This window comes from Paenibacillus sp. FSL P4-0176, from assembly GCF_037975265.1.
Classification (GTDB): domain Bacteria; phylum Bacillota; class Bacilli; order Paenibacillales; family Paenibacillaceae; genus Paenibacillus; species Paenibacillus amylolyticus.
In genome coordinates, this window is the sequence record NZ_CP150242.1 from 330805 (window position 1) to 357792 (window position 26988).

Sequence of the window (26988 nt, forward strand, 5' to 3'; positions counted from 1 at the left end):
TAAAAAATGGTTACAAAGCTAAGCATACGCCGATTGTCGACAATCCATTCATTGGGTAATAATGAACAATAAAGAAGTAATATTGCTCAGGAAAGGGAGGAGATTACTATGGGAACAGTTCAATTCGTCATGTTGGCTGATGATCCATCCACATTTGTGACCCGAGTTGTACCTTTTATCGACATTGAGCTTGCAGGAATTCCGGGTGACCGTCATTATGGTCTGCTTCGTCCGGCGGACTCACGTCAGAAAATCTACAAGCGTGGCACACCGATTGCGAATCGCCGCCAGATCAGTATTGTGTCTGAGGAAGAATGTGCTCTTATTGCTGAGAAAATGAACATTCCTGAAGTGCGTCCAGAGTGGCTTGGTGCCAATATACTGGTCCGTGGCATTGATCGATTGACGGAACTGCCTGCTGGAACGCGGCTCCTATTTCCAGACGGGACAGGGTTAATATGCGAAGGAGAGAACCTTCCCTGTGTACATCCGGGAAAAATGATTGAACAATTCTACGAACAGGACGGTTTGCGCAAAAAATTCGTGCCTGCGGCGCGCAAAAAACGTGGAATCGTGTGCTCGGTTGAACGGGAGGGTGTAATTCATACGGGGGATACCATAGAAGTCATTTACCTGTCCTGATTTTCAGGACAGGTTTCTAATTGATCAGCCCTCGGCGCTCACCATGCGGATGTCTAGAGTGTAAGTATTCCTCTGGTGTACTGCTCATCTCACATTATTTAGGTTCTCTGAACAACAATGCCCGCACAGCAAAACGGGGTAAAATGAGTTGCCTGCGCCATCTCGAAGGTTGACTGAGGAGGCGATAGAGCCATTCCAGGTTAAGCTTCTGCCATATCGCAGTGGCACGTTTGGTTTTGCCAGCCACGATATCGAGACTGCCTCCAACACCTATGGCTACACGAGCGTTCAACTGGTGGCGATACTTGTTAATCCAGTGTTCCGCATGGGGGGCGCCAAGAGCCACGATAAGAAAGTCTGGTTGAGCAGTACGAATCTCTTCCACAATCTGTTGTTCCTCATCTGCCTGGAAATAACCATGGTGTCTACCTTTTACGATAACTCCGGGGTAACGCTGCGCAATGATCTTTACTGCCTGTTCACTGACGCTTTCCTCTGCTCCCAGCATGTAGAATGACCAGTGTTTTTGATCACCTTCCTCTAATAAACGAAACAGCAGATCACAACCGGTTACCCGTTCAGTCAATTGTCCGCCGCGGAAACGGGATACCATCACAATACCGGCACCGTCAGCTGTGACCAACCCGGCTTGATCGACGACTTTCCGAAGAGATGCATTCTTTTGACAGGACATAACAATCTCGGGATTACCTGTGATGACATGGAAGAGTTCATTGCTTTCCTGATCTACGACTTTATCAAGGATCGCAACGGTTTGATCCATCGTGACATTGGGAAAAGGGATACCCATAATATTGGTTGATTGGCTCATATCTCATTACCTTTCTTAATTAGTCGCATTACCTTGAACAGACCTGTTATTTCATTCCAGTTTAGTATATCTGATCTTCTGGAAAAGGACTATTTTACCTGTTGTCGCGTTTTTACAATACGGCCTTTGGGGTATAACGATAGGATAGGAGTGCGAGCTTGGCAGATCGCGTATCCAATACATAAAGGGAGTGAGTCCATGGAACTGAAATATGAATTCTATATCAATGCTGGACTGGAAGAGGTGTGGAATGCTCTAATATCACCAGACGGCACACGGAACAGCTTTTTCGGCAGTGAACTTCGCACCAATTTCCAACCAGGCCAGCCGTTTGCTTATGTAGGGCCGGGCAATGATGGTGCGGAGACTGTCCATGTGTATGGAGATATATTGGAATTTGAACCGTTGTCCAAACTTAGTTATCAGGAGCATCCCGGACCGTCGTACCATGCGAATCATGCCGAGCTTCAATCCAGAGTGGTCTTCCAGTTGGAAACTGTAGGTGAGTGTACGAAGCTGACGCTGATCAATGATCAATTTACAGATAACCATCCTTCCATTGCGAATGCACAGAGCAGCTGGTGGATGATTCTAAGCAGTATCAAAACTTGGGTGGAGACGGGGAAAACACTGAATTTTGGCTGGTAGCTGGGAAGAGGTAGTCATTTAAGATTTATTTTCATAAAAAATAAAGGCAATTAATATAAGAACCAGTGCTGTTTCAGCGCTGGTTCTTGTTTTTATACAAAATTAAGACCATTGCTCTACACTTAATGTCTGATAATGTCGAAATATATATCATATGAGCTAAGAGGAGAAATGAGCATGTTTCGTAAACGTACTGAATCGACCAAACACCTTCGTACAGATACTCATCAGAGATTATTGGAGTATAGTCGTAAACTGGTAGCAAACGCAGAAAAGGGCGACTATGACGCATGGATTGAAGATGGCATTGAGTTTCAGGATACTGATGAAATAGCTAGTAATATCAAAAAAGCAGTACATATGATGAAAGCTCAGAACGAAGACGTGGAAATGCGCCTTAGAATGCTGAATCAGGCAATGAATGTGGGATTATGGGAATCAAAAATTGTTGCTGGTGATCCACTGGATAACAATAATATCGTCGCATTTTCGAATGAATTCCGCCAAATGTTAGGCTTCCATAATGCCAAGGATTATCCCGATTCATTTGCAAGCTGGGCCAAATCGATCTATCCGGATGACAGACCCCAACTGGTGCAGGAGATTATGAAACATGTGAATGACACAAAAGCAACAACTGCCTATAACGTCATCAGCCGTATGATTACAAAAAGTGGAGAAATTCGCTGGTTCCGATGCCTTGGACAAGTCATCCGAAATCAGGCTGGAGTTCCGGTCAAACTTCTGGGCATCATGTTTGATATTCATGAGGAGAAGAGCAAGTCTGATGAGCTGGAAGCACTCGTCACCCGATATGATCTGGTTAACCGCGCCTTGGTGGAGGCACCGTGGGATATGACCGTTGTGGCTGGAGATGTAGTTAATCCAAACAATGAATTTTGGTGGTCACCCCAGTTCCGTAAAGAGTTAGGGTTTAAAGACGAGCAGGATTTCCCGAATGTGTTCAGCAGCTGGAGCAGCCGACTTCATCCGGAAGACCATGATCGGACGATCAACGAATTTGCCAGACACATGAACGATTACAGTGGTCGTACGCCGTACGATCTGGATTATCGTCTGCAGCGCAAAGACGGGGAGTATCGGTGGTATCACGCGGGTGGGGAGACCATTCGGGATCAGGATGGAGTACCACTCCGTGTAGCTGGAACCATTCGAGATGTTACCCATGAGAAGAATAAGGAACAGATCGTGGAGGCCATGAATCTGAAAACAAAACAATTGTCGGAGTCCATTGGCGAGATGGTACGTGGAATCAACTCGATCACCGATCAGGCACAGGATCTGGTTACTGCACAGGAGTTATCCGCCGATGCGGCCATTCAAGTGAAAAGCAGTGCAGATGATACGAAGAATATCACCGTGTTTATTCGAGAGATTGCCAGTCAGACCAATCTGCTGGGGTTGAATGCAGCCATTGAAGCTGCACGAGCGGGAGAGCTGGGACTGGGATTTGGCGTCGTTGCAGGTGAAGTGCGGAAACTGGCTGATCACAGTTCGGAGGCCACAGTAAATATCGAAGATAGCATGCAGAAAATGAAAACATTGATTGATCAGATTCTTGAGCACATCGGTAATATGTCCACGTTAACGCAAAATCAAGCTGCTCTGACACAACAGGTGAATGCTTCAATGGATGAGATCAACACCATGTCACAGGATCTGGTTAATTACTCGAGGAATCTATAATCTCGAAGCCGTTTGTTGTAACATCACGATCATTGGCAACAACATCAACAAAAAACCACCGGGAAGCATTTCTGCTCCCGGTGGTTTTTTGTATTTCTATTTTATAGCTAAAATGTATAGCTTCAGTTTCAGCTATTGAATTAAACTTGTTGAACTTTGATCAGGTTTGTATTACCGGATTGACCGATTGGAACACCAGCGGACAATACAATGATGTCACCTTTTTCAATGTAACCAGTTTTGATTGCGTTACGCGTAGCCGATTCGAACATTTCATCCGTTGTCGTTACTTTGTCGCCCATAACCGGAATGACACCTGAGAGCAGGCAGATTTTCGCCAATACTTCTTCATGTTGTGTAACTGCGATGATTGGTGCTTTTGGACGATACTTGGAGATCATACGTGCTGTGAATCCACTCTCAGTCGAAGTGATGATTGCTTTTGCATTCAGTACGAGGGAAGAACTTACAGCGCCCTGACTGATAACTTCAGTAATATCAGCGATCTGTTGAGCCGATTTTTGTGCGAATTGCTCTTTGTAATCAATCATTGTTTCGGCACGGCGAGCAACAGCAGCCATCGTGCGCACGGATTGTACCGGATATTTACCAGCAGCTGATTCACCGGACAACATCACAACGTCAGCACCTTGAAGTACAGCATTGGCCACGTCACTAACTTCGGAACGAGTAGGGCGTGGGTTCACTTGCATGGACTCCAGCATGTGTGTAGCTACGATAACCGGTTTACCAGCGCGGTTACATTTATCGATCATTTCTTTTTGCATCATTGGTACGTCTTCGATTGGCACCTCAACACCGAGATCTCCACGAGCTACCATGATACCGTCAGAAGCCAAGATGATGTCGTCCAGATTAGTCATACCTTCTTGATTCTCGATTTTAGAGATGATCTGTACGTGCTCTACACCGCGTTCTTTCAGAATGCTGCGGATTTCACGGATGTCGTCGCCTTTACGAACAAAGGATGCTGCGATAATTTCGATATCGTTTTCGACCCCAAATCCGATGTGCATAACGTCACGCTCGGTTACACCTGGCAATGTCGTTTTGATTCCTGGCAAGTTAACCCCTTTGCGTGGTTTCAGAATGCCGCCACTGATGATTTTACAATGGATATCGGATCCTTCCACAGACAGTACAGTCAGATCCACAAGGCCATCATCGATGAGGATACGATCGCCAGGTTTCACAACGAGGTTCAGTTCCGGATAGTTTACCGAGATACGCTCAGCGTCACCAAGAATTTCTTCGGTAGTCAGGATCAGTTCTTTACCCGCTTGCAGATGGCAGGATGCTTCTTTCAGTTTACCGATACGTACTTCCGGCCCTTTGATGTCCATCATGATCGGTATATAGGTGTTCAGTTCGGAAGCTGCTTTGCGGATATTGTTAATGCGTGTAACGTGATCTTCCAGTTCGCCATGAGCCATGTTCAGACGGGCAACGGTCATACCTTCCTGAATCATTACTTTTAACAATTCGATTGAGTCACAAGCAGGTCCCATGGTACAAATAATTTTTGTTTTTAACATGCTAATTTCCTCCTCATATTTAAGCTTATATGTGTATTGTAGCGTTTTCTGTCGAATCAGGGTATGAACTATAGTACAATGATTAGAGTATAGTCCGATAATGAGGTGTGTTATGGTCACTCCACTTGAAGTACGACATATTAATGGTGTCGGTTGGTACGAAGAAGCTGTGCAATCTCAAGAAACTTGGCGGCTTAGTTTGGTTACTTATGGAAAATGTGTATATTGGGTGAACGGTGATAAACAGATCATGGAAAAGGGTGAATTGCTCCTCATTCCAGGTGGTACCCCATATTACGGCAAGAGTATTCCTACAGTAACGCACACACAGATTGTAATTCAACTGCAACGCGACCATACTGAAACTCTGCCTGCACTGGAACGGTATGAGGCTTTGCGGCATAAACCTGGATGTTATGAGCTGATCCATCAACGCATGAGCGCTATTTATCAACAATGGCAGGAGCGTCCGTCTTATTATGTCATGATGAGCCAAGCCTTATTGATGGAAGTGTTGATTTATATGAACAGGGAGCTTGATCGTGGAGTTATCCCGCCGGAGAGGCATAATCATGTTGAACGGATGAAGCGATATATTGAGCGGCATTATCGGGAGAAAGTGACGAAGGAAGAACTCGGGGACGAGATCAATAAAACTCCCAATTATGCTGCCGCATTATTCAAAAGCATGACAAATCAGACCATCAGTCAATATGTCCATGATCAACGGATGAAACGAGCCATATATCTGCTCACTGAGTCACAACTCTCCATCCAGGAAATTGCCGAATTTCTCGGCTACCGGGACCTGTCTTATTTTTACCGCATATTCAAACGTATAACCGGAAGTCCACCGTCTGACCTTCTTCATGAACGTCCACCTATAGCATGAAACGCGTACTCCAACCCAAATAAAGTTCTTCTATATAAGTAGGTTTAATTCAATGAGTACAAAAAAAGAGGGCCTATGCCCTCTTTTGCTGTATAGCAGGATCATCATCCCACCTGTTACATATATATATGTCGTTATACATGACTGCTTGGGTTAGAGGCTGTGAGTGGCTGCTTGCCTTTTTTTCGTGCCTGCCCAAGACGAAGAGCAAAGACATGTACAGTCCAATACGCTCCCTCAGCAAACAAAATGCCTCCAGCGATGTCCAGCAAGGAATGCTGTTTTACAAACACCGTTGAAGCAATAATCAACCACAGCCATACCGACCAAGAAATCCGTGCCAAAGGCTTAAAGTTCAAGTGTCTGTTGATCACAATAAACAGCAAGTAGCTGGTCAGAACGTGAACACTTGGGAAACAGTTGAAGGGCGCATCATTGGTATAGATAAACTGTACTAACACGCTGCTCAGATCAGTTCCGCCGATCTCCGGGCGCGGGACATGGGTAGGAAACACCGCAAAACAGACATTGGCAGCCATGACACCAACATTATAGGTAATCAACGTACGCCAGAATAGCGACTTGTTCGTCAGACCCAGATAGAGAAATCCAAGATACAGAATGGGCATCCAGCTAATGTACGGATAAATAAATTCTTTGAGAAAAGGAATCTGTGTGTCAATCCAAGCATAATTGTAGAAGACATCACTTCCGGTGTTGCTGCCTAGAAATACGTAAATGGAGCCTTGGAGCGGTATGCACAGAATAGCCAGTAAATGCCCCCAGCGCTGAAAGAATGCTTTCATAGTATCCCCCTGATTTCATTATGCATTGTGAAACTATCGTTATGGGTACTTCATAGATATAAGACGCTGAAGAGTCGCCACACCCCTGCAGCATTGAACTCTTGTAATACTATAATGGACAGATAAAGGTATAAGCCATACCTGATTTTAGGGGAAAAGAAGTCAGGATAAGTCTCTTTTTTGTTACTTTTATAGTTTTATCCATAATAGGAATATTCAATATACGGATGATGTGATACAACTATATTGGCATATAAGTTCTTATGACAACGGAGAACATAAATGAAACGAGGTAGGTAAATGTATGATTAATGCGCAATCCAAGCCAAAACATTCCTTTTCCAAGCGCAAACCTGTGCTCACCGTTGTGATTATTGAGCTGCTTCTTCTGTTAGCCGTATTTGCAGCAGGGGCCATTGCAACGATAAAACAACTGGACTACACTTCCCCTGTACTCATTTCTTTTACACCCATTGCCATTGTTCTGATGATCTATCTGACGTTAAGACGCAAGTGGGGAGAGACTGGCTTCCGATCTTTGCGAAGTATCCCGGCTGGCCACGCAAAGTATTATATTCCACTACTCCTTGTACTGGGTACACTTACCCTGAAAGGATTTGGGGAGCTGAGCTTGTCACGAGTAGCCTTTTTCATCTTTTTTACCTTGCTCGTAGCTTTTGTTGAGGAAACGATCTATCGGGGGCTTATTTTCAAAATATTGCTTCGAAAAAGTGCAGTGGCCGCAGTTGTGACCTCCAGCATCTTGTTTTCCATCACACATCTATTGAACGCATTGTCTGGTCAGGATACGACGGATACGATCATACAATTGATCTATGCGCTGCTCCTGGGAGCTGTACTGGCGTTATTGATGCTGAAGAACTTAAATATCGTACCGCTTATATTGTTTCATTTCATACATAATCTGATTCAATTTCTAGGGAATGATCTGGAGGACACAGGTACACTTCCTTACGATCTGTTTATACTGGCAGTACTGATTGCTTACTGTGCATGGTTAGTGTGGAGCATTCGAACAAATTCGTCTATTCCATCCAAAGGGAGTGAGCAAGCGAATACGGTTGTTCATTAAGGGTATTGCGGGTATTGCTTGAAAGTAGTTATCATACAGTTTCCCGTCAGCAGTTGGATCATGGTATACTTCAGTCTGGCGGGAAGACAGATATGTTCATGATACGAGGTCTGCCTATCCGTACATTAGATTCAGACAGTAGGTGATATTGTGGAGAAGACAGCACAAGGCGTAGCAGAATGGATGGTACAGGAGATTAAATTCACAGGAACACTTCATCAGGAAGCTGCCATAGAATATGTGAAAATCCATTTTGGTGAAGAGTTTGTTTTTGTGAACGAGAACGGCAATACATCATTGTCCAAGGAAGTGAAGAAAGCTTTCCGAAAGCTTCATCGTGGGCAGATCGCCTGGGATCGGGATGCATTTATGTGGGCATGGACATAGTGTGTTATACTGGAGTAAGATGATTCATTGGTTGTGTTGGATATGCATGTCAGAATGTTATATAAAAAATGTATAAGATGGATTAGATCTGCATATCCTTTCATAAGACCGTACATAAGCGGCCACACACATAAGTGTGATAAACCCTGTCCCCGCGCGTGTTAATAACATGTATTTCCAAAGCTGTTTGAAAAGAAAATACAAAGATTTGCTTTTTTGCTGAATTGGAGTTATAATAAAAACAAGTTGTAGAGAGTGGAAAACCTAATTCATATATTGTAAAGGGCGATCACTTATAGGTTTATGACTGGTACCTTTTTCAATGTGTGAATTTTTATTTGCTTGCTGCAAAGAACAAAGGAACATGTTAATTTTTATTTGGAGGTGTAATTCACATGCAAAACGGAACAGTAAAATGGTTCAACGCTGATAAAGGCTTCGGTTTCATCGAAGTTGAAGGCGGAGAAGATGTATTCGTACACTTCAGCGCTATTACAGGCGACGGCTTCAAAACTCTGGACGAAGGTCAACGCGTACAATTTAAAATTGTACAAGGAAACCGTGGTCCTCAAGCAGAAGAAGTTGTAAAACTGTAATTAAAGCATAGCTGCCTTTAACATGTTAAAATGGTAAAGGCAGCTTCTTTTTTTTGATCAGTTATATAAAAGTCGACCCATTAGTTGACGAGGCAGGAGTCCGGTGGGACGTGAAACTTCCGCTAAGTGTAGGCTTCTGTGAAATAACGTCGGTTAGATGTTTTTCCATAACAAAGGGGGTAGAAGTCATGTATAATCGCAAAAAACCGTTGGAAGAAATTCCACAAGCTGATGCGGCAATCTGGGAATGTACGAGTGATACGTGCAAAGGATGGATGCGGGACAATTTTGCGTTTGATAACGTACCTACTTGTCCGATATGTGCTTCTGAGATGGTCAGCACGACTAGGATGCTACCATTGCTTGAGAATTCGAATAGTAATCTGAAAACGATGCCTAAAGGAAATCGGATTTAACATAGCTTACCCGCCTCTAACGAGGTGTTTTTTTTTAAGATTAAATAGACACCCTGTGCGAAGGTAAGGGTATTAAATATGAAGTTCCCGGCATTCGTTTTGGCGAATGCCTTTTTTTGTATCATTTTTTAACAGTAAATATAGTGTAATTGACGTGAATCGTATGAAAAAGATAAAGACCCCTTTTGCTATAAGCAAAAAGGGTCTTTGTTATGACTATAATTTTTACAACGATCAGATTGGAATTTAGATGAACAGGAACGGCAGCAGAAACAATGTTGCTACCAGAGCCAGATCGATTCCTGCTCCATAGCCGTAACCCCCACCGTATCCTCCGTAACCATATCGACCGTAGGCCGAAGATTTAACTTTTTTTGTTGCAACAGCGTTTTTCTTGCTGCTTTTTACCAGCTGCTGTTTGGATTTGACTGAACACAGCCGTGGTCCCTCGAAACACCCGTTCAAATAAATTTTGCCATCACGACATTGACTAAGCGTACCATACATATGCTTACCGTCGTTCATAACGAGACAAACGGAACGTCCAACGTGCGGAGAAACCGTTTCTTCACATACCCGATTAATTCTGTACATGCAAATCCTCCTCATTAGATGCGGTTGCCGCTTGAATTCAACGGTTTGTATATCATAGTAAAAAGAAGACCAATTGGTATGGACGAGTACCCGGAAAATCGAATGGGGAGGAGCCGTTTTTGAATCTACTCCATACACTGGGAGAAGTGAGGAGGGGATGTCGCGTGGATTATCATGACATGCTGGCTCGGTTAGGGGAGGGAAGTGCCCATCCTGGAGGATTTTTGGCAACATTGAAGTTGCTGGATGGCTTATCTCTGCCTGTGAGTAATCATATTCTTGAGATAGGGTGCGGCACTGGGAGGACTGCGTGTTACCTGGCTAAAAGTGGATATCGGGTAACTGCGATTGATCTTCATCGCAATATGCTGGATAAGGCAGTTCGGCGAGCGAGACGAGAACGGGTGGATGTTCGATTTGTTCAGGCTGATGTAACATCGTTACCTTTTCCGGAAAATCATTTTGACGTGGTATTTGTGGAGTCGGTCACGATCTTCACCCCATGGCGGAGTGCACTTGCTGAGTATAGAAGGGTGTTGAAGCCCGGAGGACTTTTAGTGGATCGGGAGATGGTTCTATCAGGCCAGAAGACCGAATTGATGTGTCGTAGGTTAAAGCAATTTTACGGTATACGAACCCTGGTAACGGCCACAGCATGGAGAAAACGCCTCAAGCAGTGTGGTTTCACCAAGGTAGAGGTCAAAGAACATTCGCGATCCATGGCAAAATGGAGCGTTGATCATGATCCACATCGCGAGATCGATATGAATTGGTTTGAGGATGAACGTATGCAGCGTATGAGTCTTACCAATGATCGTTTGCTCGCGAAATACGGCAAAAAGTTGGGATATGCTGTTTTTGCGGCTAGGGCACCGTTGGAGGTCAAAAACGAAAAATAGGAAAAAGACAACTCACACAATCGTGTGGGTTGCCTTTGGTTTGTTCTGACAGAACGTACTACAGCATATCGTTGTCGATAATCCGCCAGTGATGTTTGAGCAGGGCTTCCAGTTGGTTCTTATCCTTGGCTCGAAAAGCACTTAAAATTTGCCGGTGCTCCTCATTAACTTCGAGCAGTACCTCAGATAGCTTTGGTTTATTATCACTAACATACGACTGCCGGATGAAACTGTTCTTCAATGTGTTTAACATCTCAATGACTGTGGCGTTACCACATCGCTGAATGTACAGATTATGGAACTGATATTGGTTTTTGTTGTAGGCAGCAAGATCAAGCTGGCTGATATCTTCGTCCATTCGAACAACCAGAGTTTCCATCTCCATAAGTTCTGATGGTCTGAGATGGTCTGCTGCAAGTGTGGCAGCGAGTGCCTCCAGCACACCGATCGCTTGGGAGAATTCCAGTTTTTTGCCTGCATCAAAAGGAGTGACAATAAATCCCCTGCGCGGGATGTATTGCAGCAGATTGTCTGAAGCCAGCTGGAAAAGCGCCTCCCGAGTAGGCGTGCGACTGATGTCCAGCTTTTTGCATATTTCTGCCTCGTTGATCTTCTGGTTGGGAAGCAAGGTTCCGTCCTGGATCTTCTGGGCAATGTAATCGTATACGTGATCTTTCAAGGACCGGTATTTGGGTAACTCCATACCGAATCCTCCTTTCTATGTATAGTGAATAAATAGATGGGTGTGAGGCCGTACTGTACGCGCCGTTCAGGAGTTTCAAGTTTTTATCATCTTAACACCGAGGGGGAAGTTGGGCAAGCAAACTTCATGTTTCAGCCGATGTAAATGCCATGTTATATATAGCACATTTTATGGAATTAAAGCGTATAAATGTTTAAATAATGATTGTGATAAACCAGAATGTTTGTTAGTATTACTTACATATAAGTCCATATATTGTATTATGTATATTGTATACAAACCATTATGTTACTCATTCAAAAAAAGAATAGGGGTATGATGTGTGAAAAAAGTGCTTTTGCCAATGATGCTGTTGTTAGTGGTTGTATTCATGTCCGCATGTGGGCAGGAAAAAACGACAGAGACCGGATCAGACGCTACTTCGTCTTCGGGCAGTAGCTCTGCGGAAAAGGAAGTCATTGTACTTGGAACCAGTGCGGACTATGCACCCTATGAATTTCATAAGAAAATCGATGGTAAAGATACCATTGTAGGTTTTGACATCGAGATTGCCAAAGCAATTGCGGCTGATCTGGGAGCCGAGCTGAAGATTGAGGACATGGACTTTGATGGCCTTCTTATGGCCCTCGGTTCAGATAAGGTTGATTTTGTGATATCAGGCTTAACCCCTACCGAAGAACGAAAGAAGAATGTTGATTTTACGGATATCTACTATTATGCAGAGCAGGCTGTACTTGTTAGAGAAGGGGAAGATACCGCATTAAAGTCCATAGATGATCTATCAGGCAAACAGGTTGGCGTGCAAAAGAGTTCCATTCAGGAAGGGATTGCTCAGGAAATAGAGGGAGCAAAGCTCACTTCTCTGGCCAAAATACCTGAGCTGATTCTGGAGTTGCAGACGGGGCGTGTAGACGCACTCATCCTGGAGAAGCCGGTGGCTGAACAGTATGTGAAGAACCAAGAGGGGCTTGTTGTTGCAGGTGTGGAGGTTGAACAGGCTGAAGACGAGGGTGGTTCGGCCATCGCGGTGAAGAAAGGTAATCAGAAGCTGCTGGATCAGATCAACACTACATTGGAAAAGCTCAAAACAAACGGAGATATTGAACGGTTCGTCGTTGAAGCGAATGAGATGCTCGGCGAATAAACCGGACGAGTGAGGGATATGCCGTGAATTTAGATTTTTCCTTTCTATTAGAACATTGGCAGGATTATGCACGAAGTGCGTGGGTCACGCTTGAACTTTCCTTCTTCGGCGTATTGTTTGGTACGTTGCTGGGTGTATTCATGGCGCTAATGCGAATATCCCGAATATGGCCAATTAAATTTGTGGCATCGGCGTATATTGAACTCATTCGGGGAACGCCAATGCTCGTACAGATTCTTATTATTCATTATGGTCTGACGGTTGTAGGTGTGAACTTGCCGGCATTTATGTCGGGGGTGGTAGCTCTGACGATGAATAGCTCGGCCTATATGGCAGAGGTGTTCAGGGCCGGGATTCAAGCGATTGATAAAGGACAGACCGAAGCTTCGCGCTCCCTTGGTATGACAAATGGTATGACACTTCGTTATATTATACTGCCGCAGGCTTTTCGTAACATGCTTCCAGCCATCGGTAATGAATTCATTATTATCATTAAAGATTCTTCGCTTGTCTCCATGATCGGCATAGCCGAGATTATATACACGGCCAGAACGATTCAGGGTGTTACGTTCCAGCCGCTTGCTCCGCTGCTTGTTGCCGCCGGCCTCTATTTTATAATCACATTTACACTGGCTAATTTACTCTCTTGGTTGGAACGTAGACTGTCTACCTCTCGCTAACTATGGATAAAGGATTTGATTCGAGAAAGGCTTGGAGTAGGCTGGAGTGGAAAAAGAGAGATGTAGTCGTAAATGGCGATGGCATCGCATACATTGTTATTGTATTTTGTATACAATATTTTGGAAAGGTGTTGGGTGTGTATGTCAGATTCCAAAATGTTAATTGATTGGTCAGAGCGTTATGCTGCACCTAATTATCATCCGCTCCCTATTGTTATTGAACAGGCGGAAGGGGTATGGGTGGAAGACCCTGAAGGCCGCCGTTATATGGATATGCTAAGTGCATACTCTGCATTGAATCATGGTCATAGACATCCTGTGATCATACAGGCGCTCAAGGATCAGGCAGATCAGGTTACGCTGACATCACGGGCATTCCACAGCAGCTCCGCTTCTCTTTTTTATCAGAAACTCTCACAATTCACGGGGAAATCCAAGATTCTCGCCATGAATACAGGAGCGGAAGCGGTGGAGACTGCGGTGAAGGCGGTACGTAGATGGGCTTATCGTTGCAAAGGTGTACCGGGAAATCAAGCCGAGATTATCGTATGCTCTGGTAACTTTCATGGAAGAACTCTGACGGTTACGTCTTTTTCTTCTTCAGCGGAGTATAAAAAAGATTTTGGACCGTTCACACCTGGATTTCGGATTATTCCCTATGGAGATATAGAAGCGCTGAAGCAGGCCATTACACCAAATACGGCTGGTTTTCTTGTAGAGCCTATTCAGGGCGAAGCAGGAATCGTTATCCCGCCTGATGGATATTTGGCAGAAGCTTTTGCTCTGTGTGAGAGCCAGCAGGTGTTGACTGTATCTGATGAGATCCAGACCGGATTTGGAAGAACAGGTCGCCGTTTTGCCTCCGACTGGGAAGGGGTTGAACCGGACATTTGGATTATGGGCAAAGCGCTGGGGGGAGGAGTCATGCCGATCTCGGCTATTGCTGCTGATGCGGAGATACTTGACTTGTTTGAGCCGGGGTCTCATGGTTCTACGTTTGGGGGTAACCCACTCGCCTGCGCCGTAGCTATAGCAGCTCTGAAAGTTCTTGAAGATGAGAAGCTTGCCGAGCGATCGGAGCGTCTGGGGAACTATTTTATGAAAAGACTTCGAGATATTCGCAGTTCAGCCATACGGGATATTCGGGGGAAAGGCTTGTTTATCGGTGTTGAACTGCATGAACCAGCCCGCCCTTATTGTGAGCGTTTGATGTCTGCTGGACTGCTGTGTAAAGAAACGCATGAGACAACCATTCGATTTGCCCCACCACTGACGATTAAAGAGTCCGAGATTGATTGGGCACTGGAGAGAATTGAGCAGGTATTGATCACCAAAGAGGGAGCTGACCTACATGAAAAATGATGATGATGTCCATGGTGGAATAAAAGATACTTCTATTGATACAAGTCAAACATCTGTGCGACGTAATATTGCTATCATTAAGGTTCCTTTTGGACTCGGTGGAGCAAGAGGTGGAGCAGAGTTGGGGCCGGATGAATTGATTACAGCTGGACTGAAGCGGGAGATTGCGAGTCTTGGGCTAGTGCTTTCCAAAGAAGTGCGGGTAGATTGTCCTTCTGAACCAGCTGCCCCTATTGAGCGAAATCGTGTAAAACACTTAAATGAGGTACGTCAGGTCAGTGAGAAGGTGTGTAGTGAAGTATCAGGCGCAGTAGAGGAGGGGGCTTTCCCACTTGTGCTTGGGGGAGATCATAGTGTAGCGATTGGTACTTTTGCCGGGCTAACAGCACACTATTCGAATTTGGGTGTGATCTGGTTTGATGCGCATGCAGACTTGAATACGGAAGAACGCAGCTTGTCCGGTAATATGCATGGGATGAGTGTGGCTGCATCCTTGGGGCATACTGCATTCAATCTGTCGCACATTGCTGGAGCAGGCGCGTTTATTGATCCGTCCAACTTGGTCTATATTGGTCTGCGTGATCTGGATGAGTATGAGAAAGAGCAGATTAAGGGACTGGGAATCCGAGCATTTACGATGCATGATATTGACCGGATGGGAATAAAGCAAGTTATTGAGGAAGCAATAGCTACAGCGGGAAAAGGGGCAGATGGTATTCATGTCAGCTTCGACATGGATTGTCTGGATCCGCGGGAAGCTCCGGGTGTGGGCACTCCAGTACCTGGTGGTCTGAATTACCGAGAGGCACATTATGCATTGGAGATACTTGCTTCCACAAATCAAGTTACGTCGATGGAACTGGTTGAGGTGAATCCGTTGTTTGATCACAATAGACATACGGCAAGGCTTGGTGTGGAACTGATCGCTTCCTTACTTGGTAAGCGCATATTGTAAGCACTGAGAAGTGAAACGGAATGTGTAAGCTGTACCCAAGGAATATACTTTCTTATCTATTATAGAAGGAAAGAAAACTGAGATCTCCGAAAACTAGGGCTAGTCACAATCAATTGTTCACTGCAATCGCAGTGGAAGTGGCTTCCCTGGTTATGTTTAATGGATATGTATATTAGAAGCGCTGTAATAAGGATGCTGAGAGTTATTTGTATGTACAGGAGCGTCAGATTACATATTGTGCTGATGATGTGGGTTGATTATAATTTTTGAAAAAAGACTTGCAATTGAAATCTGTACATGATATATTCTAATTCCGGCCAAGAAAACACGGTTTACACGGTGCGGCAAGCGAATGAAATAAGCTTCGAAAGAAACTTAAAAAAAGAGCTTGCAAAGTTGGTTCGGACATGATATTATATAAGAGTTGCTGAAGAGAACAATATTTAGTAACGAAACAAGTTTGATCTTTGAAAACTGAACAACGAGTGAGTAAACATTCTGCTTGCAGAATGAACGCGAAAGTTTGAAACAAGCCTTGGCTTGAATCGACTGGAGCACAAATGAGATTTTTAATCTCGTCAGATTCAAAATGAGCTTATCGCTCTTTTCAATACTTTATTGGAGAGTTTGATCCTGGCTCAGGACGAACGCTGGCGGCATGCCTAATACATGCAAGTCGAGCGGAGTTGATAGGAAGCTTGCTTCCTTGATACTTAGCGGCGGACGGGTGAGTAACACGTAGGCAACCTGCCCTCAAGTTTGGGACAACTACCGGAAACGGTAGCTAATACCGAATAATTGTTTTCTTCGCCTGAAGGAAACTGGAAAGACGGAGCAATCTGTCACTTGGGGATGGGCCTGCGGCGCATTAGCTAGTTGGTGAGGTAACGGCTCACCAAGGCGACGATGCGTAGCCGACCTGAGAGGGTGATCGGCCACACTGGGACTGAGACACGGCCCAGACTCCTACGGGAGGCAGCAGTAGGGAATCTTCCGCAATGGGCGAAAGCCTGACGGAGCAATGCCGCGTGAGTGATGAAGGTTTTCGGATCGTAAAGCTCTGTTGCCAGGGAAGAACGCTTGGGAGAGTAACTGCTCTCAAGGTGACGGTACCTGAGAAGAAAGCCCCGGCTAACTACGTGCCAGCAGCCGCGGTAATACGTAGGGGGCAAGCGTTGTCCGGAATTATTGGGCGTAAAGCGCGCGCAGGCGGTCATTTAAGTCTGGTGTTTAATCCCGGGGCTCAACCCCGGATCGCACTGGAAACTGGGTGACTTGAGTGCAGAAGAGGAGAGTGGAATTCCACGTGTAGCGGTGAAATGCGTAGATATGTGGAGGAACACCAGTGGCGAAGGCGACTCTCTGGGCTGTAACTGACGCTGAGGCGCGAAAGCGTGGGGAGCAAACAGGATTAGATACCCTGGTAGTCCACGCCGTAAACGATGAGTGCTAGGTGTTAGGGGTTTCGATACCCTTGGTGCCGAAGTTAACACATTAAGCACTCCGCCTGGGGAGTACGGTCGCAAGACTGAAACTCAAAGGAATTGACGGGGACCCGCACAAGCAGTGGAGTATGTGGTTTAATTCGAAGCAACGCGAAGAACCTTACCAGGTCTTGACATCCCTCTGATCGATGCAGAGATGTATCTTTCCTTCGGGACAGAGGAGACAGGTGGTGCATGGTTGTCGTCAGCTCGTGTCGTGAGATGTTGGGTTAAGTCCCGCAACGAGCGCAACCCTTATATTTAGTTGCCAGCATTTCGGATGGGCACTCTAGATAGACTGCCGGTGACAAACCGGAGGAAGGTGGGGATGACGTCAAATCATCATGCCCCTTATGACCTGGGCTACACACGTACTACAATGGCCGGTACAACGGGCTGCGAAATCGCGAGATGGAGCCAATCCCAACAAAGCCGGTCTCAGTTCGGATTGCAGGCTGCAACTCGCCTGCATGAAGTCGGAATTGCTAGTAATCGCGGATCAGCATGCCGCGGTGAATACGTTCCCGGGTCTTGTACACACCGCCCGTCACACCACGAGAGTTTATAACACCCGAAGTCGGTGGGGTAACCGCAAGGAGCCAGCCGCCGAAGGTGGGATAGATGATTGGGGTGAAGTCGTAACAAGGTAGCCGTATCGGAAGGTGCGGCTGGATCACCTCCTTTCTATGGAGAATCGTTTCCTGCAACGGAAACATTCAAATATGCAGCTTAGCTGCAAAAACACTCACTCGTTGTTCGGTTTTGAGAGCTCAAACTCTCAAACAGCTTGCTTTTGCATGGAGCTTGTTCTTTGAAAACTAGATATCGAAACGAAACAAACGCGAATTAGAACATTCCTTTAAGCTGAACTTGTGCAAACAAGTCAAGTGTATAAAGGTAGTTAAATTGCTTTTGTGAGGGTATCGGGTGAGAGCGACTTTTGGCTTTGCGCAAGCAAAACAAGGGAAGCGAGCGACCGAAACCGGAACAAAATGGTTAAGCTACTAAGAGCACACGGAGGATGCCTAGGCGCTAGGAGCCGATGAAGGACGTGGCGAACAACGAAACTGCCTCGGGGAGCTGTAAGCAAGCTTTGATCCGGGGGTGTCCGAATGGGGAAACCCAGCTGGGGTAATTTCCAGTTACTCATAACTGAATACATAGGTTATGCAGAGGCATACCAGGGGAACTGAAACATCTAAGTACCCTGAGGAAGAGAAAACAATAGTGATTCCGTCAGTAGCGGCGAGCGAACGCGGAGAAGCCCAAACCAGAGAGCTTGCTCTTTGGGGTTGTGGGACGTCTCACATGGAGTTACAAAGGAACCGGTTAAGCGAAGAGGTCTGGAAAGGCCCGCCAAAGAAGGTAAAAGCCCTGTAGTTGAAAGTTGGTTCCCTCCGAGACGGATCCCGAGTAGTGCGGGGCACGTGAAACCCCGTATGAATCCGGCAGGACCATCTGCCAAGGCTAAATACTTCCTAGCGACCGATAGTGAAGCAGTACCGTGAGGGAAAGGTGAAAAGCACCCCGGAAGGGGAGTGAAATAGAACCTGAAACCGTGTGCTTACAAAAAGTCAGAGCCCGTTTTAGGGGTGATGGCGTGCCTTTTGTAGAATGAACCGGCGAGTTACGTTCCCGTGCAAGGTTAAGGTGAAGAGCCGGAGCCGCAGCGAAAGCGAGTCTGAATAGGGCGACTGAGTACGTGGACGTAGACCCGAAACCGGGTGATCTACCCCTGTCCAGGGTGAAGGTGCGGTAACACGCACTGGAGGCCCGAACCCACGCATGTTGAAAAATGCGGGGATGAGGTGGGGGTAGCGGAGAAATTCCAATCGAACTCGGAGATAGCTGGTTCTCCCCGAAATAGCTTTAGGGCTAGCCTCGGAAAACAGAGTCGTGGAGGTAGAGCACTGATTGGGTGCGGGGCCCGCAAGGGTTACCAAGCTCAGTCAAACTCCGAATGCCATAGACTTACTTCCGGGAGTCAGACAGTGAGTGCTAAGATCCATTGTCAAAAGGGAAACAGCCCAGACCATCAGCTAAGGTCCCCAAGTGTGTGTTAAGTGGGAAAGGATGTGGAGTTGCACAGACAACCAGGATGTTGGCTTAGAAGCAGCCACCATTGAAAGAGTGCGTAATAGCTCACTGGTCGAGTGACTCTGCGCCGAAAATGTAACGGGGCTAAACACACCACCGAAGCTATGGCTTGATGCTTTGCATCAGGGGTAGGGGAGCGTTGTATAAGGGTTGAAGGTGTACCGTAAGGAGCGCTGGACATTATACAAGTGAGAATGCCGGTATGAGTAACGAAAAGATCAGTGAGAATCTGATCCGCCGAAAGCCTAAGGGTTCCTGAGGAAGGCTCGTCCGCTCAGGGTAAGTCGGGACCTAAGGCGAGGCCGAAAGGCGTAGTCGAAGGACAACAGGTCGAAATTCCTGTACCACCGTAAGCCGTTATGAGCAATGGGGGGACGCAGTAGGGTAGTGACGCGGACTGATGGATGTCCGTCTAAGCAGTAAGGCTGATGTGTAGGCAAATCCGCACATTGTAAGGCTGAGCTGTGATGGGGAGCGAAAATTATAGTAGCGAAGGTCATGATCTCACACTGCCAAGAAAAGCCTCTAGCCAGGTGATGGTGCCCGTACCGCAAACCGACACAGGTAGGCGAGAAGAGTATTCTAAGGCGCGCGGAAGAACTCTCGTTAAGGAACTCGGCAAAATGACCCCGTAACTTCGGGAGAAGGGGTGCCCCGGTAGTGTGAATAGCACGAGGGGGCCGCAGTGAAAAGGCCCAAGCGACTGTTTAGCAAAAACACAGGTCTGTGCGAAGCCGTAAGGCGAAGTATACGGGCTGACGCCTGCCCGGTGCTGGAAGGTTAAGGGGAGTGGTTAGGAGCAATCCGAAGCTGTGAACCGAAGCCCCAGTAAACGGCGGCCGTAACTATAACGGTCCTAAGGTAGCGAAATTCCTTGTCAGGTAAATTCTGACCCGCACGAATGGCGTAACGACTTGGGCGCTGTCTCAACGAGAGATCCGGTGAAATTTTAATACCTGTGAAGATGCAGGTTACCCGCGACAAGACGGAAAGACCCCATGGAGCTTTACTGCAGCTTGATATTGAATTTGGGTACGATCTGTACAGGATAGGTGGGAGCCTTTGAAACGTGAGCGCCAGCTTGCGTGGAGGCAACGTTGGGATACCACCCTGATCGTATCTAGGTTCTAACCTGGTACCGTAATCCGGTGCGGGGACAGTGTCAGGTGGGCAGTTTGACTGGGGCGGTCGCCTCCTAAAGAGTAACGGAGGCGCCCAAAGGTTCCCTCAGAATGGTTGGAAATCATTCGAAGAGTGCAAAGGCATAAGGGAGCTTGACTGCGAGACCTACAAGTCGAGCAGGGACGAAAGTCGGGCTTAGTGATCCGGTGGTACCGCATGGAAGGGCCATCGCTCAACGGATAAAAGCTACCCTGGGGATAACAGGCTTATCTCCCCCAAGAGTCCACATCGACGGGGAGGTTTGGCACCTCGATGTCGGCTCATCGCATCCTGGGGCTGAAGTAGGTCCCAAGGGTTGGGCTGTTCGCCCATTAAAGCGGTACGCGAGCTGGGTTCAGAACGTCGTGAGACAGTTCGGTCCCTATCTGTCGTGGGCGTAGGAAATTTGAGAGGAGCTGTCCTTAGTACGAGAGGACCGGGATGGACGTACCGCTGGTGTACCAGTTGTTCCGCCAGGAGCACCGCTGGGTAGCTATGTACGGACGGGATAAACGCTGAAAGCATCTAAGCGTGAAGCCCCCCTCAAGATGAGATTTCCCAGTATGTAAGACCCCTTGAAGACGACGAGGTAGATAGGCTGGGGGTGGAAGTGCAGCAATGCATGGAGCTGACCAGTACTAATCGGTCGAGGGCTTATCCAATAGCAAGTTGTAATTCGCATGTTTCGTTTCGAATCTAGTTTTCAGAGAACAACAACTCTGAAATGTAAGCTATGCGTTTGGTGGCGATGGCGGAGGGGTTCCACACGTACCCATCCCGAACACGACCGTTAAGCCCTCTAGCGCCGATGGTACTTGGACCGCAGGGTCCTGGGAGAGTAGGACGCCGCCAAGCGATTTCCCTTTGGGGTATTTTTTTTGCCCCCCTTGCCAAGGAATAAGGGATATATATTAGGGCCCTTAGCTCAGTTGGTTAGAGCGCACCTCTGATAAGGGTGAGGCCGGTGGTTCGAGTCCACCAGGGCCCATAGCAAGACCACAACAAGAAATACACAGTGTATGGGGCCATAGCTCAGCTGGGAGAGCGCCTGCCTTGCAAGCAGGAGGTCAGCGGTTCGATCCCGCTTGGCTCCACCATTCCCTGATAGCTCAGTTGGTAGAGCACTCGACTGTTAATCGAGTTGTCACAGGTTCGAGCCCTGTTCGGGGAGCCATATGGAGAGGTGTCCGAGCTGGCCGAAGGAGCACGATTGGAAATCGTGTAGGCGTCACAAGCGTCTCGAGGGTTCGAATCCCTCTCTCTCCGCCAGATATTTTTTAGCAAGGCCCGTTGGTCAAGGGGTTAAGACACCTCCCTTTCACGGAGGTAACAGGGGTTCGAATCCCCTACGGGTCATATTATGGAGGCTTAGCTCAGCTGGGAGAGCATCTGCCTTACAAGCAGAGGGTCGGGGGTTCGATCCCCTCAGCCTCCACCATATAACTTTATAACGACGCGGGGTGGAGCAGCCCGGTAGCTCGTCGGGCTCATAACCCGAAGGCCGCAGGTTCAAATCCTGCCCCCGCAATTATACTTTCCTTGAGAAAGTGATCTGGAACCGTGGTGTAGTTGGCCTAACATGCCTGCCTGTCACGCAGGAGATCGCGGGTTCGAATCCCGTCGGTTCCGCCATTTTTTAATTAAATATACACCGTGCCGGTGTAGCTCAACTGGTAGAGCAACTGACTTGTAATCAGTAGGTTGGGGGTTCAAGTCCTCTCGCCGGCACCATTTTTAGTATTTACATCTGAATTTGTGATAGAATGTATATTACAAGTAAAACTGTTAATACTAAGATTCTCTTAGTGGATGAATGGCTTACTCTATGGCGGTCGTGGCGAAGTGGTTAACGCACCGGTTTGTGGATCCGGCATTCGGGGGTTCAATTCCCCTCGATCGCCCCATGATTTTTTAATGGGGATTAGCCAAGCGGTAAGGCAACGGACTTTGACTCCGTCATGCATAGGTTCAAATCCTATATCCCCAGCCATTTCATTACGAGTCATTAGCTCAGTTGGTAGAGCACCTGACTTTTAATCAGGGTGTCGAAGGTTCGAGCCCTTCATGACTCACCATTATATTTTGCGGTCGTGGCGGAATTGGCAGACGCGCACGGTTCAGGTCCGTGTGGGCTAACCCCCGTGGAGGTTCGAGTCCTCTCGACCGCACCATATGTTTTGCGGAAGTGGCTCAGCGGTAGAGCATCGCCTTGCCAAGGCGAGGGTCGCGGGTTCGATTCCCGTCTTCCGCTCCAATATTTGCGCCCTTAGCTCAGCTGGATAGAGCGTTTGACTACGAATCAAAAGGCCGGGAGTTCGAATCTCTCAGGGCGCGCCATTATTCTCATAAGTATCGGGATGTAGCTCAGCTTGGTAGAGCACCTGGTTTGGGACCAGGGGGTCGCATGTTCAAATCGTGTCATCCCGATTTTTTTTATTTGCGGGTGTAGTTCAATGGTAGAACTTTAGCCTTCCAAGCTAATAGCGTGGGTTCGATTCCCATCACCCGCTTCCTAGTAACATATAGAAGAGCCTTTGCTTATAACAAAGGCTTTTTTTGTGTTAAAAAGAATAAGTGTAATTTATTTAAAATAGGGTCAATTGTCATTTGATTAAGGATGGAATCTTTGTTTAAATAAATAGAACAATTCGTATCTGATTAACCGTATTTATTTATAAAGGAGGACAAACAGTAATGAAAAGAGCTCTGGTCATTGGTGGAAACGGAACATTAGGTAAAGCCGTCGTTGCGAAACTGAGAGATTATTCCGTTAAGGTTATTACAGCAGGTAGACAATCCGGAGATGTTCAGGTGGATATGACGTCGACAGAGAGTATTACTACCCTCTTCGAAACGGTGAGAAATATTGATTACGTCATTGTGGCGGCGGGCCAGACCCATTATGCTAAACTCGAAGAACTGACACCTGAGAACAATATGATTAGTGTGCAGGGTAAACTGCTTGGACAGGTCAATATCGTATTGATTGGACAGCACTATATTAACGACAAGGGGAGTTTCACGCTGGTCAGTGGCATTATACAAGACCACCCTATTGAGCAAGGTGCATCAAGTGCTATGGTCAATGGGGCTATTGATTCGTTTGCCAAAGCGGCAGCGTTTGAGTTACCAAGAGGCATTCGTTTGAATTCGGTTAGTCCTAATCTGTTTGTAGAGTCTGCGGAAAAATATAAGGATTTCTTTATTGGATTTAATCCTGTACCTGTAGAGAAAGTGGCTAATACGTTTATCCAGAGTGCACTTGGGATTGAAACAGCCCAAAATTTTAAAATATATTAAAAGCCGGAAAGTTATATATGATTTTGATGATTACCTATCCCTAATTAAATGCAGGATGAGAAAGGTGTACATGAAATACATTTAGCTGTTAAGCATGTAGAATGATTTTTCATAAAACAGGACTGAATGAGGCCATTTGGAATATTAAATATAAAGGAGATCCACCGAAAATCCGGTGAATCTCCTTTTGTTTGCTGTGGATGAAACAGACGGTATGTTTACTATTATGGAGCAGGTAGTCCAAGAACTTCGAGCATTTCATTACGTTTGAGCGATTCGGCAATGGGGCCGTCAATGAGCCATTTCTTAGCATTGAGGACATAGACATGACCATTTTGGACAGCGGGTAAGCTTTTCCATACTTGGAGTTGCTGGATTTCGTTGAGTTCATCTTTTGTTTTTTGCAACGCTTCAGCTGACCCATCTGAGCTAATGGACACGATAAACAGATAGTCTGCTTTGATTTCAGGCAAAAGTTCTACCGAGATACTGGCATTCATCCGATCCGGGTTCTCTGCCTCGAGTTTGGTAACGAGAGCATCGGGAGTGAATCCAACCTCATAACCCGCTCCTACATAACTGGAAGCTGGGAATGGCGTGGATGGAATGGAAGAGAAGAACAAACGCATATCCTTCTCTTCCAGGCGCAGGAATGCAGCTGTAGGTTTGGTCTTGGTGATATCGGCTGCAAGCTTCTGAGCTTCAGTTACTTGATCTTTATTTTTTTGTAAAAGCTGTTCAGCCCGCTCTTCAATATCTAGCGCATTAGCTACCTGCACGATAGATTCCTGCCAATTACGGCGATCATAAGTGATCGTAGGCGCGATCTTCTCGAGTTGTTCGAGAATTTTGGCATCCAAACTGGCATTGGCAATAATGAGGTCCGGATTGGCGCTAACTACAGCTTCAAAATTGACACTTTCATTAATGGGTTCGACAGCCACGCCTTGGGCTTCAAGTTGCTCATTCAGATAATCTTGCCGGCCAATAGGTGTAGCAAGTACCAGTGGTACCTCCAAGGAGAGGAGAATATCCTCCATATTAATGGACACAATCCGTTCAGGATGTGCCGGGATTTCTTTGCTGCCACTGGCGCTCTCCACGGTCTTAGTAGCTGATTCAGTGGATGAGTCGCCATCTGCAGATGGCTGCGAAGTGCTTGCAGGTGTCTGCCCACACGCAACAAGTAACATGGCGAGTATGAACAGTATCCCCGTTATTTTGACATAATGCTGTTTGTACATCATAATCCCCCTGTGTTTCTAATGATATTGATTCTCAGTACACTTTATATTGTAGCGGTCTCATGTTGGGGGAGACATAGCCTTCTGTGCTATCCGGTCATGGATTAATGTGCTGAGTTCCACCAAAAAGTTTCAGGGTTTCATCGATGATCTGATCATGAGCATATGGTGAATAATCCAACCACGGCATTTCATCTAGCAGATATACATGTTGGTTCTGCACAGGCATCAAATCTTGCCATTGCTGAGTATGTTGTAGTTTATGCCAACGTTGCTGGGATTCTGAGTCCTGGTCCACAATCAGTAACATGCGATCTCCAACCATTTGAGGCAACTCCTGTTCATCCAATGCACGATAGACTTGCCCTGGAAGCAGATCATGTGAAGGCGCCACGCCCAGGTCGTTATATAGAACAGCGCCCCCATTGCGTCGCCCGTAGATTAACAGATGACCCATCATGATATGAATAATGGAGACCGTATCCTTACCGATTAAATGAGTAAGCTGCTCTTTGGCTTGGATTACCTTGTCATCGTACTGCTCCAACCATTGCTGAGCATCTTGTTGCTGTCCCACAATGGAGGCAACTTGTATGAAGTGTTCCCGCCAGCTCAATCCTTTCCATGGGATAACGATGGTAGGCGCAATTCGCTGTAGCGTTCTTTTTAACGTATGGGCTTCGTACTCATTACAGAGTATGAGGTCAGGGCTCGCTTGCATCAACAACTCAACGTTGGTTTGCCAGATATGAGGATTCATTCGTTTGCTACGCCCCAGATGATAAGGGATATTGGAGAAAAAAAGATTCCTGTGTTGATCCCGTCGGTTATCGATCAATGCCGCATGGGGGATGATCTGTAATGCCAGCAGATGGCCAGTGGTTCCGAAGGAGAGAGCGGCAATTTTACTGCGTTTCTGTCGTTGATAGGTAGAGGGAGACACGCCAACATATTTTTTGAATTTGCGACTAAAGTAAAACTCGTCCTGAAAACCAACCTGTGAGGCGATATGTTTGATGGTTTGGCCGGGGACGAGCAGCATCTCTTTGGCCCGGTCCATGCGGATGCTATTCACGTATTCCATGGGACTGATGCCAGTGCTGTTTTTGAATACCCGCGAATAGTGCCACACACTCATGCCTGCCACTCCGGCAAGAACTTCACGAGAAAGATGCTCAGCATATCCAAGCTCAATAAGTTCAAGCGTTTGATCCAAAGCAGAGGTGTGTTCGGAATCTCCTATTGCACTTTCTTTGGGAGGAGCATACACATGGGTTAACAATTCATGCATCAAAGTCTGAATACGAAATGGACGATTTTCTTGAGGTACAGAGATGCATTCATGGAGCTGTGAGGCAATTCTGGTACATTCCTGAAAAAGTTCATGCGGTAACTCATCGGCATAAGCCGAACGAAGTAACCCTTTTTGGTATACCTCCATTACAGTAGATCCGGAAGTAGCTTTATTGATGTCGGAGAGAGGCTTCAACATATCAAAATATATCGCGATGCCCTGTAAAGGATGAACCTCATCCGTTGTATATTCTATCGCTGTTCCTGGCAGGATTAGATACATCTTGCCGAGTGTGGCATGATTCAGCCTATGCCCAATACGGATATCGGCTTCACCGCCAGTACAGATGAGCAGAAGATGTGAGTCCGCTAATACGAATGGGGCAAGAAAAGACGCTTGATCGAGAACTTCGGATGTCTTGAATCTTGCATATAGGTCACGGGTATGGTCACCGTTAGATATCAGTGGAAAGACTTGCAAAGTCACCAGAATCCCT

Annotated in this window: 21 protein-coding genes, 17 tRNA genes and 3 rRNA genes; 34 read left to right on the forward strand and 7 right to left on the reverse strand. The window is 46.4% G+C overall.

The window, feature by feature from the left end; genetic code table 11:
* Positions 1 to 108 precede the first annotated feature (108 nt).
* Complete coding sequence (locus MKY95_RS01560; RefSeq protein WP_076320395.1) at positions 109 to 642, forward strand: MOSC domain-containing protein; 534 nt, start codon at positions 109 to 111, stop codon at positions 640 to 642.
* A gap of 94 nt (positions 643 to 736) precedes the next feature.
* On the opposite strand, the gene MKY95_RS01565 is transcribed toward MKY95_RS01560, so the two are convergent.
* Positions 737 to 1474 carry a WecB/TagA/CpsF family glycosyltransferase gene (locus tag MKY95_RS01565; protein WP_036607975.1) on the reverse strand — a complete coding sequence of 246 codons (738 nt, stop codon included), beginning with the start codon at positions 1472 to 1474 and terminating at the stop codon, positions 737 to 739.
* A 198-nt stretch (positions 1475 to 1672) separates the two neighbouring features.
* On the opposite strand from MKY95_RS01565, the gene MKY95_RS01570 reads away from it, so the two are divergent.
* Together MKY95_RS01570 and MKY95_RS01575 are read left to right on the forward strand one after the other, a co-directional pair.
* The gene (locus tag MKY95_RS01570) at positions 1673 to 2122 is read left to right on the forward strand and encodes an SRPBCC family protein (RefSeq protein WP_076320396.1); all 450 of its coding nucleotides are present in this window, start codon (positions 1673 to 1675) and stop codon (positions 2120 to 2122) included.
* A gap of 177 nt (positions 2123 to 2299) precedes the next feature.
* Positions 2300 to 3829: a PAS domain-containing protein gene (locus MKY95_RS01575; protein ID WP_076320397.1), complete on the forward strand. Its 1530-nt coding sequence runs from the start codon at positions 2300 to 2302 to the stop codon at positions 3827 to 3829.
* Positions 3830 to 3969: 140 nt separating this feature from the next.
* Here the strand turns inward: MKY95_RS01575 and pyk are convergent, their stop codons facing one another.
* Positions 3970 to 5385, reverse strand: a complete 1416-nt coding sequence (gene pyk, locus MKY95_RS01580) for a pyruvate kinase (RefSeq protein ID WP_076320398.1) — start codon at positions 5383 to 5385, stop codon at positions 3970 to 3972.
* 112 nt (positions 5386 to 5497) lie between these two features.
* Between pyk and MKY95_RS01585 the strand changes: the two genes are divergently transcribed.
* On the forward strand, positions 5498 to 6277 hold the full coding sequence (locus tag MKY95_RS01585) for an AraC family transcriptional regulator (protein WP_036607966.1): 780 nt from the start codon (positions 5498 to 5500) through the stop codon (positions 6275 to 6277).
* Positions 6278 to 6411: 134 nt separating this feature from the next.
* Here MKY95_RS01585 and MKY95_RS01590 read toward each other — a convergent pair whose 3' ends face one another.
* Positions 6412 to 7083, reverse strand: a complete 672-nt coding sequence (locus MKY95_RS01590; RefSeq protein ID WP_051447060.1) for a phosphatase PAP2 family protein — start codon at positions 7081 to 7083, stop codon at positions 6412 to 6414.
* A gap of 304 nt (positions 7084 to 7387) precedes the next feature.
* Here MKY95_RS01590 and MKY95_RS01595 point away from each other — a divergent pair, with 304 nt between their 5' ends.
* The 4 genes from MKY95_RS01595 to MKY95_RS01610 all read left to right on the forward strand — a co-directional run bounded on the left by MKY95_RS01595 (position 7388) and on the right by MKY95_RS01610 (position 9575).
* The gene (locus MKY95_RS01595; protein WP_076320399.1) at positions 7388 to 8176 is read left to right on the forward strand and encodes a CPBP family intramembrane glutamic endopeptidase; all 789 of its coding nucleotides are present in this window, start codon (positions 7388 to 7390) and stop codon (positions 8174 to 8176) included.
* Between the two features lie 150 nt (positions 8177 to 8326).
* Entirely contained in the window at positions 8327 to 8563 is a 237-nt protein-coding gene (locus MKY95_RS01600; RefSeq protein ID WP_076320400.1) for a hypothetical protein, read from the forward strand.
* Positions 8564 to 8958: 395 nt separating this feature from the next.
* Positions 8959 to 9159, forward strand: a complete 201-nt coding sequence (locus tag MKY95_RS01605; RefSeq protein WP_017691122.1) for a cold-shock protein — start codon at positions 8959 to 8961, stop codon at positions 9157 to 9159.
* Between the two features lie 188 nt (positions 9160 to 9347).
* Positions 9348 to 9575: a cold-shock protein gene (locus MKY95_RS01610; protein WP_017691121.1), complete on the forward strand. Its 228-nt coding sequence runs from the start codon at positions 9348 to 9350 to the stop codon at positions 9573 to 9575.
* Between the two features lie 246 nt (positions 9576 to 9821).
* On the opposite strand, the gene MKY95_RS01615 is transcribed toward MKY95_RS01610, so the two are convergent.
* Positions 9822 to 10169, reverse strand: a complete 348-nt coding sequence (locus MKY95_RS01615; protein ID WP_074093127.1) for a hypothetical protein — start codon at positions 10167 to 10169, stop codon at positions 9822 to 9824.
* Positions 10170 to 10333: 164 nt separating this feature from the next.
* Here MKY95_RS01615 and MKY95_RS01620 point away from each other — a divergent pair, with 164 nt between their 5' ends.
* Positions 10334 to 11068 (forward strand): class I SAM-dependent methyltransferase, encoded by a 735-nt coding sequence (locus MKY95_RS01620; RefSeq protein ID WP_076320401.1) that lies wholly within the window; start codon positions 10334 to 10336, stop codon positions 11066 to 11068.
* Positions 11069 to 11126: 58 nt separating this feature from the next.
* On the opposite strand, the gene MKY95_RS01625 is transcribed toward MKY95_RS01620, so the two are convergent.
* Positions 11127 to 11771 (reverse strand): GntR family transcriptional regulator, encoded by a 645-nt coding sequence (locus MKY95_RS01625; RefSeq protein WP_076320402.1) that lies wholly within the window; start codon positions 11769 to 11771, stop codon positions 11127 to 11129.
* A gap of 322 nt (positions 11772 to 12093) precedes the next feature.
* Between MKY95_RS01625 and MKY95_RS01630 the strand changes: the two genes are divergently transcribed.
* The 25 genes from MKY95_RS01630 (at position 12094) to MKY95_RS01750 (ending at position 23954) form a co-directional block, all read left to right on the forward strand.
* A complete protein-coding gene (locus MKY95_RS01630) occupies positions 12094 to 12915 on the forward strand; it encodes a transporter substrate-binding domain-containing protein (RefSeq protein WP_076320403.1) in 822 nt (273 codons plus the stop codon).
* A gap of 23 nt (positions 12916 to 12938) precedes the next feature.
* Complete coding sequence (locus tag MKY95_RS01635; RefSeq protein WP_076320404.1) at positions 12939 to 13595, forward strand: amino acid ABC transporter permease; 657 nt, start codon at positions 12939 to 12941, stop codon at positions 13593 to 13595.
* A 141-nt stretch (positions 13596 to 13736) separates the two neighbouring features.
* Positions 13737 to 14957 (forward strand): ornithine--oxo-acid transaminase, encoded by a 1221-nt coding sequence (locus MKY95_RS01640; RefSeq protein ID WP_076320405.1) that lies wholly within the window; start codon positions 13737 to 13739, stop codon positions 14955 to 14957.
* The gene (rocF, locus tag MKY95_RS01645) at positions 14947 to 15912 is read left to right on the forward strand and encodes an arginase (protein WP_083669988.1); all 966 of its coding nucleotides are present in this window, start codon (positions 14947 to 14949) and stop codon (positions 15910 to 15912) included. Before MKY95_RS01640 ends, rocF begins: the two co-directional genes overlap by 11 nt.
* Positions 15913 to 16527: 615 nt before the next feature.
* Positions 16528 to 18080: ribosomal RNA gene (locus MKY95_RS01650) — 16S ribosomal RNA — on the forward strand.
* Between the two features lie 310 nt (positions 18081 to 18390).
* A 23S ribosomal RNA gene (locus tag MKY95_RS01655) occupies positions 18391 to 21316 on the forward strand.
* A 76-nt stretch (positions 21317 to 21392) separates the two neighbouring features.
* A 5S ribosomal RNA gene (rrf, locus tag MKY95_RS01660) occupies positions 21393 to 21509 on the forward strand.
* Together the 16S, 23S and 5S rRNA genes with 17 tRNA genes alongside form the textbook arrangement of a ribosomal RNA operon.
* A 59-nt stretch (positions 21510 to 21568) precedes the next feature.
* A tRNA-Ile gene (locus MKY95_RS01665) sits at positions 21569 to 21642 on the forward strand.
* A 33-nt stretch (positions 21643 to 21675) separates the two neighbouring features.
* Positions 21676 to 21751: transfer RNA gene (locus MKY95_RS01670), tRNA-Ala, on the forward strand.
* 1 nt (position 21752) lies between these two features.
* A tRNA-Asn gene (locus tag MKY95_RS01675) sits at positions 21753 to 21828 on the forward strand.
* A 3-nt stretch (positions 21829 to 21831) separates the two neighbouring features.
* Positions 21832 to 21923, forward strand: a tRNA-Ser gene (locus tag MKY95_RS01680).
* A gap of 15 nt (positions 21924 to 21938) precedes the next feature.
* Positions 21939 to 22010: transfer RNA gene (locus tag MKY95_RS01685), tRNA-Glu, on the forward strand.
* Positions 22011 to 22016: 6 nt separating this feature from the next.
* A tRNA-Val gene (locus tag MKY95_RS01690) sits at positions 22017 to 22092 on the forward strand.
* A 16-nt stretch (positions 22093 to 22108) separates the two neighbouring features.
* Positions 22109 to 22182, forward strand: a tRNA-Met gene (locus MKY95_RS01695).
* 26 nt (positions 22183 to 22208) lie between these two features.
* Positions 22209 to 22286: transfer RNA gene (locus MKY95_RS01700), tRNA-Asp, on the forward strand.
* Between the two features lie 23 nt (positions 22287 to 22309).
* Positions 22310 to 22385: transfer RNA gene (locus tag MKY95_RS01705), tRNA-Thr, on the forward strand.
* Between the two features lie 97 nt (positions 22386 to 22482).
* Positions 22483 to 22558 (forward strand) — tRNA-His (locus MKY95_RS01710).
* Between the two features lie 11 nt (positions 22559 to 22569).
* A tRNA-Gln gene (locus MKY95_RS01715) sits at positions 22570 to 22644 on the forward strand.
* 9 nt (positions 22645 to 22653) lie between these two features.
* Positions 22654 to 22729: transfer RNA gene (locus MKY95_RS01720), tRNA-Lys, on the forward strand.
* Between the two features lie 9 nt (positions 22730 to 22738).
* Positions 22739 to 22825 (forward strand) — tRNA-Leu (locus MKY95_RS01725).
* A gap of 8 nt (positions 22826 to 22833) precedes the next feature.
* Positions 22834 to 22908 (forward strand) — tRNA-Gly (locus tag MKY95_RS01730).
* Positions 22909 to 22914: 6 nt separating this feature from the next.
* Positions 22915 to 22991, forward strand: a tRNA-Arg gene (locus tag MKY95_RS01735).
* Between the two features lie 16 nt (positions 22992 to 23007).
* Positions 23008 to 23081: transfer RNA gene (locus MKY95_RS01740), tRNA-Pro, on the forward strand.
* 12 nt (positions 23082 to 23093) lie between these two features.
* Positions 23094 to 23164, forward strand: a tRNA-Gly gene (locus MKY95_RS01745).
* Positions 23165 to 23348: 184 nt separating this feature from the next.
* Positions 23349 to 23954, forward strand: coding sequence for a short chain dehydrogenase (locus MKY95_RS01750; RefSeq protein ID WP_076319609.1), 606 nt, complete (start codon positions 23349 to 23351; stop codon positions 23952 to 23954).
* 224 nt (positions 23955 to 24178) lie between these two features.
* Here MKY95_RS01750 and MKY95_RS01755 read toward each other — a convergent pair whose 3' ends face one another.
* Positions 24179 to 25201 carry an ABC transporter substrate-binding protein gene (locus tag MKY95_RS01755; RefSeq protein WP_083669887.1) on the reverse strand — a complete coding sequence of 341 codons (1023 nt, stop codon included), beginning with the start codon at positions 25199 to 25201 and terminating at the stop codon, positions 24179 to 24181.
* Between the two features lie 94 nt (positions 25202 to 25295).
* A complete protein-coding gene (locus MKY95_RS01760; protein ID WP_315371995.1) occupies positions 25296 to 26978 on the reverse strand; it encodes an AraC family transcriptional regulator in 1683 nt (560 codons plus the stop codon).
* Between the last annotated feature and the right edge of the window lie 10 nt (positions 26979 to 26988).

Excerpts from the sequence above, each read along its gene's own strand:
- MKY95_RS01560 (WP_076320395.1), top strand. The coding sequence starts at position 109 with ATGGGAACAGTTCAATTCGTCATGTTGGCTGATGATCCATCCACATTT.
- MKY95_RS01565 (WP_036607975.1), bottom strand. The coding sequence starts at position 1,474 with ATGAGCCAATCAACCAATATTATGGGTATCCCTTTTCCCAATGTCACG.
- MKY95_RS01570 (WP_076320396.1), top strand. The coding sequence starts at position 1,673 with ATGGAACTGAAATATGAATTCTATATCAATGCTGGACTGGAAGAGGTG.
- MKY95_RS01575 (WP_076320397.1), top strand. The coding sequence starts at position 2,300 with ATGTTTCGTAAACGTACTGAATCGACCAAACACCTTCGTACAGATACT.
- pyk (WP_076320398.1), bottom strand. The coding sequence starts at position 5,385 with ATGTTAAAAACAAAAATTATTTGTACCATGGGACCTGCTTGTGACTCA.
- MKY95_RS01585 (WP_036607966.1), top strand. The coding sequence starts at position 5,498 with ATGGTCACTCCACTTGAAGTACGACATATTAATGGTGTCGGTTGGTAC.
- MKY95_RS01590 (WP_051447060.1), bottom strand. The coding sequence starts at position 7,083 with ATGAAAGCATTCTTTCAGCGCTGGGGGCATTTACTGGCTATTCTGTGC.
- MKY95_RS01595 (WP_076320399.1), top strand. The coding sequence starts at position 7,388 with ATGATTAATGCGCAATCCAAGCCAAAACATTCCTTTTCCAAGCGCAAA.
- MKY95_RS01605 (WP_017691122.1), top strand. The coding sequence starts at position 8,959 with ATGCAAAACGGAACAGTAAAATGGTTCAACGCTGATAAAGGCTTCGGT.
- MKY95_RS01610 (WP_017691121.1), top strand. The coding sequence starts at position 9,348 with ATGTATAATCGCAAAAAACCGTTGGAAGAAATTCCACAAGCTGATGCG.
- MKY95_RS01615 (WP_074093127.1), bottom strand. The coding sequence starts at position 10,169 with ATGTACAGAATTAATCGGGTATGTGAAGAAACGGTTTCTCCGCACGTT.
- MKY95_RS01625 (WP_076320402.1), bottom strand. The coding sequence starts at position 11,771 with ATGGAGTTACCCAAATACCGGTCCTTGAAAGATCACGTATACGATTAC.
- MKY95_RS01640 (WP_076320405.1), top strand. The coding sequence starts at position 13,737 with ATGTCAGATTCCAAAATGTTAATTGATTGGTCAGAGCGTTATGCTGCA.
- rocF (WP_083669988.1), top strand. The coding sequence starts at position 14,947 with ATGAAAAATGATGATGATGTCCATGGTGGAATAAAAGATACTTCTATT.
- MKY95_RS01750 (WP_076319609.1), top strand. The coding sequence starts at position 23,349 with ATGAAAAGAGCTCTGGTCATTGGTGGAAACGGAACATTAGGTAAAGCC.
- MKY95_RS01755 (WP_083669887.1), bottom strand. The coding sequence starts at position 25,201 with ATGATGTACAAACAGCATTATGTCAAAATAACGGGGATACTGTTCATA.